Annotated in this window: 8 protein-coding genes; 1 reads left to right on the top strand and 7 read right to left on the bottom strand. The window is 52.6% G+C overall.

Features of this window, described 5'->3' with window-relative positions:
- Positions 1-228: 228 nt before the first annotated feature.
- Complete coding sequence (gene bamA, locus SERAS12_RS12080; RefSeq protein ID WP_371105547.1) at positions 229-2,646, bottom strand: outer membrane protein assembly factor BamA; 2,418 nt, start codon at positions 2,644-2,646, stop codon at positions 229-231.
- A 396-nt stretch (positions 2,647-3,042) separates the two neighbouring features.
- Between bamA and SERAS12_RS12075 the strand changes: the two genes are divergently transcribed.
- Complete coding sequence (locus SERAS12_RS12075) at positions 3,043-3,795, top strand: MipA/OmpV family protein (protein WP_013812919.1); 753 nt, start codon at positions 3,043-3,045, stop codon at positions 3,793-3,795.
- A 54-nt stretch (positions 3,796-3,849) separates the two neighbouring features.
- On the opposite strand, the gene SERAS12_RS12070 is transcribed toward SERAS12_RS12075, so the two are convergent.
- The 6 genes from SERAS12_RS12070 to SERAS12_RS12045 form a co-directional block, all read right to left on the bottom strand.
- On the bottom strand, positions 3,850-4,227 hold the full coding sequence (locus SERAS12_RS12070; RefSeq protein ID WP_013812918.1) for a DUF4440 domain-containing protein: 378 nt from the start codon (positions 4,225-4,227) through the stop codon (positions 3,850-3,852).
- A 52-nt stretch (positions 4,228-4,279) separates the two neighbouring features.
- A complete protein-coding gene (locus tag SERAS12_RS12065) occupies positions 4,280-9,376 on the bottom strand; it encodes an RHS repeat domain-containing protein (RefSeq protein ID WP_013812917.1) in 5,097 nt (1,698 codons plus the stop codon).
- A 279-nt stretch (positions 9,377-9,655) separates the two neighbouring features.
- Entirely contained in the window at positions 9,656-10,048 is a 393-nt protein-coding gene (locus SERAS12_RS12060) for a hypothetical protein (protein ID WP_013812916.1), read from the bottom strand.
- Positions 10,049-10,152: 104 nt separating this feature from the next.
- Positions 10,153-10,557: a fucose-binding lectin II gene (locus SERAS12_RS12055; RefSeq protein ID WP_013812915.1), complete on the bottom strand. Its 405-nt coding sequence runs from the start codon at positions 10,555-10,557 to the stop codon at positions 10,153-10,155.
- Positions 10,558-10,568: 11 nt separating this feature from the next.
- A complete protein-coding gene (locus SERAS12_RS12050) occupies positions 10,569-10,970 on the bottom strand; it encodes a hypothetical protein (protein WP_004944514.1) in 402 nt (133 codons plus the stop codon).
- Positions 10,967-12,532: a hypothetical protein gene (locus SERAS12_RS12045; protein WP_013812914.1), complete on the bottom strand. Its 1,566-nt coding sequence runs from the start codon at positions 12,530-12,532 to the stop codon at positions 10,967-10,969. The genes SERAS12_RS12050 and SERAS12_RS12045 overlap by 4 nt, the downstream gene beginning before the upstream one ends.
- Positions 12,533-12,869: the final 337 nt, after the last annotated feature.

The raw sequence follows: 12,869 nt of genomic DNA, 5'->3' as shown, positions 1-12,869 counted from the left end.
GATAACAACGGAATAACAATGAAAAATAATGCGGACAAGATCACCTTTCCGCTGCAATGAATGATGAGCAATCACGAAATTAATCGATGTCTAGCACAGTAAAGACACAAGTTTGCTGTAAGGTGTCAGCAAAAAAATCGTGCGTCCGTTGGTTGGTTTTTATTATTCATTATCAATCCATTACCAGAAAATAAAGCCCACAGGAAATTTGCAGGCTTTACCTTCAGATTACCAGGTTTTACCAATGTTGAACTGGAATTGCTCTGCCTTGTCCCCTTCGTACTTTTTGATCGGGAACGCATAGGAGAAGGACAACGGCCCCAACGGCGATTGCCATTGCAATGCAATACCGGCCGAAACGCGGACGTTGCTCGGGTCACCGTAGTCCGGGATCCCTGCCGCGAGCGTTTGCGAGGTATTCTGCCAATGGGTATCCCAGACCGTACCGGCATCGACAAACACTGAGGTGCGCAACGAATTGGCATAGCGGTCATTAATGAACGGCGTCGGGAATATCAACTCGGTACTGGCAATAGCCATGGCGTTACCGCCCACGGCATCATCGGATTTGTCGACCGGACAGTCGCTGTAGGCACTCTCCGAGCCGCTGCAATGATAATAAACCGCTTTTGGGCCGATACTGTTGGAAGAAAAACCCCGTACGCTACTGGAACCGCCGGCATTAAAGTTATCGTAGAACGGCACCTCATGGCCGCCGAAACCATCGGCATAGCCGGCTTTGGTGCGCCCCATCACGATCCATTTATTATCGCTGGTCAACGGCAGATACTGATTGGCGCTGAACGTCACCTTGTAGTAACTGTTGGTCGACCCCGGCACGGTAATCTTGGCGTTCAGGCTGGCGCTGGTCCCGTCTGTCGGGAAGAAACCGCGGTCGAGGGTATTGTAATTCCACCCCACGCTCGTAAAGAAATCATTGGCCGTGAAACGGGCATCGTTATCGTTGTCTTGCGTGGTGATACCGGGGTTTACATTGACCGACTTAAGGTAGCGCCACATGGCCACCTGCGGCGCCATCCCGCTCAGGCGGGTATTGGCATAGTCGAGGCCAAGGCCAAGCGAACTGTTTTCGCCGATCGGGAAGCCAAGATTGCCGCCGATGCCCAGGCTTTTCATGGTGTATTCGGAGAGATCGTCATCTTCCGCGTCGTAGTCGTTATAAGAGATCTTCCCGCCTAAACTTACGCCGTCCACCGTAAAATAAGGGTCAGTCATCGACAGTTCGATATAGGTCTGAGAGTCGCTTTTGGTGCCATTAAAACCGACGATATTCCCGCTGCCCAGCCAGTTGTCCTGGCTGACGCCCACTTGAAAACTGGCCCCGCTATCCGTGCCGTAACCGAGCCCAAAGTTAAAGGTCCCCGTATTGCGCTCTTTAACCTTATAGACAACATCAACCTGATCCGGCGATCCCGGCACTCGCAGGGTCTCCGCCTCCACCGTTTCGAAGAAGCCGGTGCGATTCAGGCGTTGCTTGCCCTGTTCTACCCGATCGTTACCTAACCACGCCCCCTCCATTTGCCGCATCTCGCGCCGCAAAACGGAATCTTTCGACGTGCCGTTGCCTTCAAAACGGAGCCTGCGCACCGAGTAACGCTTGCCGGCATCGACATTGACGTGCAGTTTTACCGTCTTGGCTTTCTGATTGATTTCAGGCTCTATCCCTACCAGCGGGAAAGCGTAGCCGTAACGCCCCAGCAGCTGTTTGATGTCATTTTCCATGCGCGTGATTTTTGCACCGTTGTACAATTCGCCCGGCTGGATATTCGTCAAGGCCGCAATCTGCGGCAAGTGCCCCGCCATATTGCCATTCAATACCACGCCAGACAGCAGGTACTGACTGCCTTCGTTAAGGTTGATGGTGATGTAAATCCCTTTTTTGTCCGGGGTCAGGCTCACCTGGGTTGAGTCGATTTTGACGTTTGCATAACCCCGATCGAGGTAAAAACTGCGCAAGGTTTCAAGATCGCCGGCCAATTTCTGTTTCTGGTACTTGCGATCGCTCGCCAGATTCCACCAGGGCACGTCATCGCGCAGTTGCAGATTGGCGAGCAGTTCGTCCGTGCGAAAGGCCTGATTGCCGATCACGTTTATCTGCTGGATTTTGGCCGACACCCCTTCGGTGAACACCAGCTTCAGATCGATGCGGTTACGCGGCAATGGCGTGATCACCGCTTTTACGCGGGCGCTGTATTTGCCCACGCTGTAGTAAAAATCCTCCATGCCTTGCTCGATAGAAGACAGCGTGGTGCGATCCAGCGCCTCGCCCACGCGCACCCCAGAAGACTCAAGGTTTTGCTTTAACATGTCGTCTTTCACCGTTTTGTTGCCGGAGAAAGAGATACCGGCAATCGTCGGCCGCTCTTTGACTTTAATAATCAGGACATGATCGTCACGCAGAACCTGCACATCGTCGAAGTTCCCGGTGGTGAACAACGCGCGGATAGTATTGCTGATATCTTCGTCAGACAGCGTATCGCCAACGCGTACCGGCATACTCAGCAAAGCGGCGCCTGGCGCAACGCGCTGGAGCCCTTCAAAGTGAATATCTTTCACCAGGAACCCGTCCGCGGCATAGGCCGACAGGCTGTTAAGGAATAGCATCGCAACAATTGATTTCTTCATCTTGATTGGCATGTCTCGAGTGTTCATAAATACTGTGTCAGCTTTATAAATGTGGGAAAGCCTTTACCACGGCCATGCGGAACATCCGGTTCTATCGGCATATTATTCTCGGCGCTGTCATTTAAAGAGATATCCCACTGACCGCTCGCCTTATAAATAATTCAAAGCAAGCCCCGGCCTTTCACATTATTTTCACAAACCTGACACTCTAAAAATATTTCGCCAACCGCCTGGGGAATGAAAACCGAAAAATGGCCGCGACGGTAAGGGGTGAACCTTTGTAAGAAAATAATCAAGCTCGCGTAAAAAAAATGGAAATGTGCGTTTTTTATGCCTTGGTTGCTATAGATTCCCTGGGTACCACACTCCGTGGATATTGATATTCAGGTAGACCTTATGCGCCTTTATCCCGTAATGAAATGCCGCGTGCTTTTGATTCTTCCTCTTTTCTATGCCCCAGGCGCGTTCGCCGGTGAATGGTCGCTTGGCGCAGCCGCAGGGAGCGGCATCAGCCCCTATCGTGATACGGACAACACCCTGACCGCTCTGCCGCTCATTGGGTATGAGGGTGAAGATTTTTATCTGCATGGGTTAAAAGGAGGCTATCACCTGTGGAAAGATGAACAGAATCAACTGGATGTGATGGGTTATTATTCACCGCTGCATTTCAAACCCGGCGACAGTGATGATGAGCAAATGAAGCGGCTGAACAAGCGCCGTTCGACCGCCATGGCCGGCATTGAGTACACCCATCGCGCCGATTGGGGGGCCATTCGCACGGTACTTTCCGCTGACGTGTTGAACAACAGTAACGGCCTGGTCGGCGATCTGGCCTATCTGTACCCCATTCACCTGAATGACTGGGAAATCACCCCGCTGGCCGGCGTTAGGTGGGACAGCAAAAACCAAAATAAATATTACTATGGCATCAACGCCGGCGAATCGCACCGAAGCGGGCTGGCCAGTTATACCCCGGACGACAGTTTTACCCCTTACCTGGAATTGGCCGTGCGCTACCGCATTAATAAAAGCTGGGATACTTTTGTCTCTGCGCGCTACGAATCGCTGCCAAACACCGTTAAAAACAGCCCAATGGTGGATAAATCAAGTATCGGTTCGCTCTCGTTTGGCGTTAATTACTCATTCTGACGCGGATATTGCCTGATTTATTTTTATTGGGGTGTGCGAGGGTTTAATAAACCATTATTCCGTTGCCGGCGTGCCCTGATGAAAACGCAGTTGCCAACGCTCGCCGGTCTGATGTTCTGATAACACCCAGACAGATGACCGCAACGTACGCCTCGTGATATTTCCTGCGGCATCACGCTGAAAGCTTTTGTACGTCAGCAACGCCACGCCCTCCGTCATCATGGCCAGCTTGAAATCTTCGGCATGGATCACTGGCCGACCGGTTTCTTGCTCCAGCGCCGCAACGGTTTGCCGCTTATCATAATGCCGCCCCGAGCGGCCTATCTCTTCAAAGTCGTCATGCAGTAATTCACTGACAATCTTGCTGTTGTTACGCGTCGCCGGCTGATGCAGTTGCCTCTCCAGCGATGAGCTCATGGCTAACACAGTCAAAACACGCTCCTTTTTTGCTTTCAGTTAAAAAACGGCCATTTCAACGCTGCTTCTAGACAGGCTGATAAGTGACAGGCGTCACTGTGCCATTGACCACCTCAGCAATGCTAATGGCAACGGTATAGGCCTCCACCGGCCTATTGAGCGTATTGGCTATGGTTTGCGCCATGTTTTCCACGCCTATCCATTTCCCGGCGGAACAAGAAATCAGTCTGATGGTGCCCCCGCCGCCCCCGATATTATTCTGTATCGCCTGGGCCGTGGTCTTGGCGGAAGCATACCGATACCGGCCATGCACATCCTCAGGGAACGAGAATCGCGGGTGCCCATGCACGATCACCGTATCCTGCCCTGCGGTCATCGCCCCCAGATTACCACCTTGCCATTGATTGGCTTCTCGGGGATTGAACTCAAGAATGGTATTGGGCGTGGTCGTGTCCGTAACGACGCTGAACTCCGTGGCACTCATCTCCACAGGCGTGGTACGGATGCCACCGACTTTCCCGAAACCGAAATGCGCGCCCGAAGCCATCACGCCGGCTCCCATGCCGACCGCGGCGCTGATGCCGATGTTTTCCCACACGTCGGCGCTGAAGAATGCCTGATGTTCGAAGCCGGCAGTGACGCCGGCGGATGCCACCGAGCCGGAGAAACCGCCGGACACTGAAGCCGACAGGACACCGACGGCCGTGACTCTCCCGGCCGACCAGCCCGCATTCATCGCGGTGCTCATCGCTCCACGACCGACCGCGCCGCCGATGCCGGCTCCGACTGCGCCGGAGACTGCCCCCGCCAGCAGGCTGACGCCCCAATCCTTGGCGCTCAATCCAGGTTCGCCGCTCGCATGGAGACCCCATTCCGTGATGCCATTACTGGCCGCCGTACCGGCCACGCCCGCCACCGCGCCGACTGCGATCGAGGCGCCCATGCCCGTACCCAGGACCAATGCGCCTGCGCCGCCCGTGATAAGCCCTACGGCGATGCCCGCGATAGCCGCACCGATCACCCATCCTATGCTCAAATCCCCGCTGGGATCGCTGCCCATAATGGGATTGCCATTCGCATAGTTGTAGCGGTTGATAAGGTCGGTGGTATCCCGGCTCATGAAGCGCTTGATGCCGGGATGGTAGTAACGCGCCCTCAGATAGATCAGGGAAGACTCGAGATCGGTATATTCGGCGGTATATCTGAATGGGTTTACGCTGATATCGGCAAGCCGTTGACTGGCACCTTCTTCTTGCCCATAGGGTTCGTAAGCGTAGCTGGCATCCCTCTCGCAGGAAGCATCGAGGACGCCGACGATGTCCCTGAAGGAGGCGATGAAATATTCGGGGACGGTGATCCCTGCGCTGTCGACCAGGCGAACGTATCTCTTGCTTCCGTGCGCCAGGTAGTGGCTGGTTTTATCGCCCTGTATCTCATTGACGATATTGGGGGATGAGGAATAATCGTAATAAAACCGTATCGCCGCGCCATCATTGACCTTTTTACTGGCCCGCAGCCCATCGGGGTAGTAATCGTATTCGGCGACCAGATTGCCGCCGACATCGCTATACCCAATCAACCTGTTTTGCGCATTGTAGCGATATGTGCCGCCCGTCCCATCGCCGGTCAAATTGCCATTGGCGTCGTAGGCGAAGTTTCTTGCGCCGGACGAGGCGTCGATGCGCAATAACTTGTTGTCCTGATCGTAGGTATAGGTCGTCGACTGGCTTGTCGCGCCGACCCTGCGTTCTTCCTGGATGACGTTGCAGGCCGCGTCATACCGGTACGCCGTGACGGCAACCTCGCCGCCCAGGATTTGTTTCCGCTCTTCCGTGAGCTGGTTGAGGCTGTTGAAACTGTAGTTCGCCAGATAATTCAGATTGGCATCTTGCGCAAACGCGCCCGAGCTGGATTGCAGCGTGACCAGGTTACGGGTGATCGGATCGTAGGAATATTGCGTCTCCAGCAAAACAGGATGGGTCGCCCCCTCGGACGTATCGATGATGACCGCCTGCGCAAGAGAACCGAAACCATCATAGGAGAAACTGCTCGAGATGCCGTTGCTGACCCGGATCGACTTGAGCTTGCCGCTGTTGGCGGCGCTCTCCTCTTTGCTGTAATAGTCGGTCTGGACGCTGTACTCCTCTCCGACGATCTGTTGCCGGGTTACCCGGCCATAATTGTCGTACGTATATTGCGTGACCTTCCCTATGGCATCGGTGAATGTGCTGAGCAGCCCCGTGCCGAGGTCATATTCATAAAGGATCTTTTTCCCGTCGGGATAGGTCACCGACTCAATCGCACCGCCCAAACTGTAGCCATACGCAATACTCCCGTTGCTCACCCCCTGGCGGAACTCTTCTATGCTCCGCACCTTATACGTCAAGGGATCATAGGTATATTGCTTCTTGCACTGCGCCCCCTGGTCAGTCCATGCAACCGATACCAACTGGTTATTGGCGTTGTAGCCGCATGCGAATACCGTTCCCGCATAATCCGTGTAACGGGATACCAGGCCGATCTCGTTATAGACATAGGTGTACTGCTGGCCGAGCGCATTGGTGTCGGTGAGCAACTGATTCAAATTATCGTAAAAATAGGTATCGCCGCCTGCGGTGGACGCTTTCGTCTCCGGTGCACTGACATCAACGCCGGTGAATACCGCATTGGTAAATAAATCTCTTGAAATATCCTGGCGTTGCACGATGTCGTCACTGCCTGTCGCGCTGTAGGAACTGACCTGATTATTGACATCGTATTGGAAGGATGCCGCCAGCCATTCCTTGCCTGCCGATGGCTCCCCCGTCAGTGACTTGATGATGTTCGAATAGCTGTTGGAGAGGCTCATCGCCGACAGGCTCTCGGAAGAAAGCAGGCTGGAGTAAGTGACTTCGTCGAGCACATTGTCATGCTTGCTCAACGTGCTCACCTTGACGCCGTTAAAGAACTCCGTCTTGGTTTGATCCACGGTGTCATATTCGTAGCGGTTGACATTGCCGAGCGCATCCGTCGCCGTGACCAACTGGTTTCTGCTGTCATAGGTGTACAGGATCCGGGAGTCGGCGCCCAGGATGCCTTCGGTCCAGATCAATTGGCCCTTGTCGTTGTACCCATTGGCGGTGAGCGTACGCTCCGCCTTGTCATTACCGCCGTTGTCGGCGGTTTTGACCAAATCCGTGAACCCATTGTTATAGGCGTAGGTTTCATATCCGTTGGCATATCGGGTCGTGGCCTTGTTGACGGGGTCGTCGAAAATACACGCCGTCACCACGCCCATGGGATCGGTCGAGGTCAGTTGGCGGCCGATGTTGTCATACGTATAGCTGGAACCATAATTCAGGGCATTAGCCTGGCTGATCATCCACCCCGTCACCGTATCGATTTCAGTCGTATTCGGTATGCCTTGCGCATTGGTGGTGGTGACCGTCAATATGGGAACGGCCAGGGCGTAACGGGTCGAGGTCTCCGTGCTCTCCAGCGCATGGCTTTCGCCATCGGCCCATTCCAACTTCTCGTAAACAACCTTGCCCGAGGCGTTGTAGCGATAAGTGATCTTCTTGTTCGGGCTAAATATGTCTTTTCCATCGGCGGAGACGACAAAGCCGTCTGTGCTCGTTGCGATATTCTTCTTGTCGCCGGTCAGGTCATTGGCGATTCTTCTGAGGATAGTCCCATCCGTACAGTCGTAAGTATCCTGCCGGACAAGCTGCCCATAGCCGGCATAATCGTAAAGGGTTTGCACCTTATTGAGCAGTTTGGGCGCCTCGCCCGCCACTCTGCTGCTATAGGAGCGGACTTCCGTCGGCGCGCCGTAGTCGTCGAAATCCGATTCTATCTCGCTGATTAGCGTTTCCCCCGGGTCGTTGTAGATCTCGGTCACGACCTTGATGGGGGTCTGATAATTCGGTATCAGTTTTAATTCGTAGTACGGCGGAAAGTATTTCCCGTCGGTTTCGCTGATGAACGTATTGGTGACCTGCCGGATAAGCCGGCGCGGTGCATCCTTGGTGAAGGTCTTCGTCACGAGCTCGAGATGGAGCCGATTGTATTGATGCTCCACAACGAGCACGCCATCGTCGACCTGGCTTACATAGCGGTAATCGTCGTCATTGCTTTGCAGCAGGGTATCTTGATATTTCCCCATGACGTACGTCGGATAACCCGTGTAATCGTGGGCATCGCCGTTGGGGTCATAGGAATAGGAAACCGACCTTGTCTGGATTTGTCCGGCGGTATCGACATAACTCTGCCTTGTCGCGGCGATGCAATCGATACGATAAAACTGCGACCGGTTCGCATCGACATAATAACGCAGCGTGGAGTATTCATAGACGACCGAGACGTTGTTCGGATAAGTGATCTGAGAAATCAAATCGTTCCTGACCAGCCCGCCCCGATTGGCGATGGTGAACTTTTGCCCAAGCGGATTGACGTAACCCACCAGATAGCTCTGGCTATCCACCAGATAGGCAAAGGAGATATCGTTTTTCCCTCCCTGGGGATAAGCGATCTCGATGCCCTCGCCGCTATAAGCGAAGGTGATCGCCTGCCCGGCAAACCCGACGATGCTGGACAGCTTGCTGCTATAGACATCGCCCTCTTTCGTGTAATAAAAAATGGCAGGGTTGCCCCAGCGGTCCACCATGCCAATCAATCTGCCGTGAGCGTCGAAATACTGCGTTTCGCCGCTGATAAATTGCAATGTATTGCTGTACGTTAGCTGGTTATCGTAAGGGAACGTCCCCGAATCGTTGGTGAAGACAAGATCCTTCAGGTTGTAGTAGCGCAAACCCGAGTCATACATATCGTCGATGTAGTAAGCGGATGAACCATTAATGAATACCTGGCTCGCGGCGATATAACTGAATGAATAGCTCCAGCCCAAAGGAAGCCCAAGAAGCGTGATCCCCGAGGCGATAGATTGCGGGCTGTAAACGATGGAAGGCGTGATGTTACTGCCCAAGGGACCAAAGAAAGTCGGCGGCGAAAGGGTAACCTGCAGCGTGCCTGTGCGCGGATCAACCTCATAGCCAAGGGCACTATAAGTCGGGGCATTGGAATATCCGGGTTCGCCTGACGACGCAGCGAGCAAGTTCGCTTTCACTTTCAGGTTGGCCGCCTGATTCTCGAGCACCTTGACATCAAGATTATTTTTGTTTCCCATGGCACGCCCTATCTATCGGTATTTCGTGCGTACGACCGCTCTTCCTGCCGACATGCCGGTAGAGAGATTCAGCCTGCAAGATATCGCACGGAGATGGTTGACGACGGCGTTCCAGAATCGGCGGCCATCGCTGCAAAAATGTCGTCCTGCGCCCACGACCGACTCACGCGCAGTCGCGCCGACAACGCAAACTCATACCACGAAAAACACTGTGCGGCGGATGCCCATCGTGCACTCGCGTGCGCCAATGAGTATCCGCTGCAGCCTTCAACAATCAGGTCAGTAATAAGTGTTGAACAGGATCATGTCGATCATGGAGCCGGATGCAAAGCCCGCGAAGGATACGGTCAATCCGGTGCCGAAAGACAAATCGCCATCCCCGGTCACGCGCCCCGCCTCATAGGTCACACCATCGCAGACCAGTTTGATATAACCGACGACATCATCATTGGTGCACAAGCGCAAAATAGTAAATTTCCCATCTTGCGGAAGCTTGAAACTGGCCGACGTGCCACCGCCGCCACCGCCATATTTGTTATTGCCAATTTGTATGGAATCGATTTTGCTGCCGCTCTTGATCACCACCTGTTGGCCGCCGGTATCCTGGACGGAGTTGAAAGACCCACCATTACCGCCATAAGACATTTGATTTTTACCTGCTAGTGCCTTCATAACTACCTCCATCAATGTGTCGTCAGATTTGTTATTGGTGCGAGGATCTTTTCGAGCCAAGCGGCTTTGTCCCGCTCGGCTCGATCGGCCTTTTGGTCAGGGGGTTAACCCACGAACTGGAACCACTGCAGCTGTAGCAATGAATCGTTGTAATCATTGTCGGTGTAGTCTTCGCTGGCAAAAATGTATTTGCCAAAATAGACCGTTGCGCCGCTGGTAATCACATCCTGCGACCAGATCACCTGGGAATAACGTTGCCCGCTATTGGTGCCGATCCAGATGGTGTAATTCCCGGAGGCATCCGCAGCCTGGAAGAACCCCTCGCCTATCTGCGTGGGTGTGCCGCCGCTGGAACTGGCCCCCTGCGTAGTGAAGACCACGTTTGAACTGCTGTCTTTCAGCTGAATAAACTGGTTGGCCGAGCTTTGAACCAAAGCAGACCAAAAAACTATCTTTCCGGAGGGAATATTGATGGCAATACCATTGCCATTTACGGGTCCAATTGCCATTTCTCTGCTCCTCAACCAATGCTGTTAAACCAGGTCAGTGTCAGGCAGGTATCATTGAAATCCTGATCCGCGCCGTCTTCACTAATGAAATTGAAACAACTGGAGTAAATCTGGCTGCCGATATTTAACGCGATTTCATCCCACATAACCTGGGACCAGGACTGGCCATTGTTATAGCCAATGAAAACGGTATAAACCCCGCTGCCTGCGGTAACAAACGAGCCCTGGCCAATTTGGGTCGGCGAATGCCCGCCTGTCGATGCACCTTTGCTCTCAATAACCACCTGATTCGTCGAGTCGCGAACCAGAACATATTGTGAATACGATGCCTGGACATTGGCGGTCCAAAATAGCGTTTTGCCTACGGGTAAGGTGATGGTGATGCCATTACCGGAAACGGGTCCAATACTCATAAACCTCTCCTGCTATCAGTGCTGCCTGGGTTGATGATGGAACTGCCGTGAGATGGGGCTAACAAGCTGGTGCTATTATTGCTTTTACAAACAAAATTAGGCTGCTGCTGTTTTAAGGCATTGCAAATGCCATTTGCCATAGCAACCTGGCTTTGCGGGGTAAAGTTATTAGGAAACGCCTTTGCCGTCATAAATATCGACGATAACTGTTGGTAATAACCGTTATTGGTAATGATCGACTGTTGCCAGAATTGCTGAGTGGCCACCAACAACGTCCGCCACGGCGTACCGACGGGCAGATCTTTGGACTGCACGATATAATTTTTCATCGCAGTGCCGGTCATTAGCGTGGTGAACGCTTGTGCATTGGTCGCACATTGGCTACCCGGCTTGCAGGTCGCGGCGCTGGTAACGAAAGCATCTTCAAATAACAGCGGTTGGGGGTGCTCTCCCCAAGGGGTAGGCACGACATACAGCGGTTTTTGCGCTGACGAATAGAGATTCACGTAGAAAGACTGTTCGGAAAAGCCCATGTCGGTGCTGGCCTGCCCGGAGGCGAACACCTGCTCGGCACCGCCATTAGGGGCGTTATGATAGGTGTTATTGGTGCACTTGTTGACCCCGTTAAAGCTGCAGGTATCAGACAGTGAAACCAATTGATGGACAACGCCGTTATCAGGCGGCATTTGCATCGCCTGTTGCAACGCACCGTAACCATAGGTCTGCACATAAGCGTTGATATAGTCGGAAGGAATAGCCCAACTGCCATTAAAGCTGCCTGCCATTTTGGCGACTGACGACGTTCGGGTATTCAAATAATTCAGCATTTTCGACAAGGTTTTCTGCTGCTGAATCGCCTGATCGAACGCGTAGAAAAAGTCCATGCAGAGCCAACTGGGGATCGCCCATAACTGGCCTTGGTAAGTCGCCCCCGCCAGCGCCACGGCCCATGGCGCTTCACCGGTAATCTGGGCGGGATTGATCAGATGATTATCCGCCAGAAACCCCAGATAAAGGACATCAAGTTCCATCACGTCAAACCCATCATTACCCAACAGGACCGGCAACTCGGTAAAACTGTAAATATTCACCTGCGGATTCAGCACTGCATTGAGTAACACCTGCGGATGCTGCGACTGATAAGTCTGCACAACATAGGCGACTAAATTTTCGAAGTTATCCGTGGGCAGCGTAGGAAGAAAAGGATAAAGCGAGACGTTCAATACTTGCGTTTGTTGCCCATTCAACACCAGTGTTTGATTGGGGCCACTGGGCGTTATGGTCATCGCGCGGGTTTGCAGGTTATTGCATTTTGCCCAATTAATAACAGGGTCTTTCGGCCTGCTGGTGTTCTGTCCAACAAAGAAAGACTGCCCCGGCTGCACCTTAATGAACCAATCGAAACTGCTGCCTGAAGAAACCGTCCAGCCGTCAACCGTGCAGGTAATGGGCGATAAAGAGGTGTTTTTCAATATTAGCTGGCCGGCAATAACCGCAGTGCTGCTAAAAAAGGACAGCATCAAGGCAAAGGCGTAGAATAACGCCCGATAAATTAAGTTCATAGAAGCCTCACATAAAAACAATAAACAACGGTGCCTCCTGTTTTTCGAGGAAAATAAAAGGCGTAATTATTCCGTGGCGGCATGCGGCAGAAAAATAAAAGTCACTCTGAAAGCCAATGTTTTTACGTTTAACTCTATTAGCGTGATCTTTATATTTATTAATATGAATTTAAATGTGAATGGTCGATGAAATATTGGGGTTGCGAATCTTTTTAATATAGCACCAGGGTTAATCCCCTGCAAAGATCCTCAAATAAAAATCATGTATTCATCTGAATACATACTCACCATGATAATAAAATACATCTGAAATTATTCGATGTTTATTGATTTAAGT

Origin of the sequence: Serratia sp. AS12 (genome assembly GCF_000214195.1) — a bacterium.
GTDB lineage: Bacteria > Pseudomonadota > Gammaproteobacteria > Enterobacterales > Enterobacteriaceae > Serratia > Serratia plymuthica.
Note: the sequence above shows the minus strand (reverse complement) of the source record. Positions and strands in the feature narration are given on the sequence as shown.